This is a genomic window from Priestia sp. 53B2 (assembly GCF_056099005.1).
The window spans coordinates 1-231 of sequence record NZ_JBLZXA010000116.1 but is presented as its reverse complement, the minus strand read 5'-3'; the positions used below and the strand labels follow the sequence as shown (position 1 = coordinate 231).

General features: G+C 54.1%; 1 rRNA gene. It reads right to left on the bottom strand.

Annotated elements, in window-relative coordinates:
• Positions 1-231, bottom strand: a 23S ribosomal RNA gene (locus tag ACN6NE_RS31405); the annotation flags it as partial.

Genomic DNA, 231 nt, shown 5'->3' with positions numbered 1-231 from the left:
AGGTTTCTCTCCTCGCCTAGCTGTGTCGGTTTGCGGTACGGGCACCTCCCGCCTCGCTAGAGGCTTTTCTTGGCAGTGTGGAATCAGGAACTTCGGTACTATAATTCCCTCGTCATCACAGCTCAGCTTTCATGATGAGCGGATTCGCCTACTCATCAGCCTAACTGCTTGAACGCGCATATCCAGCAGCGCGCTTACCCTATCCTACTGCGTCCCCCCATTACTCAAACG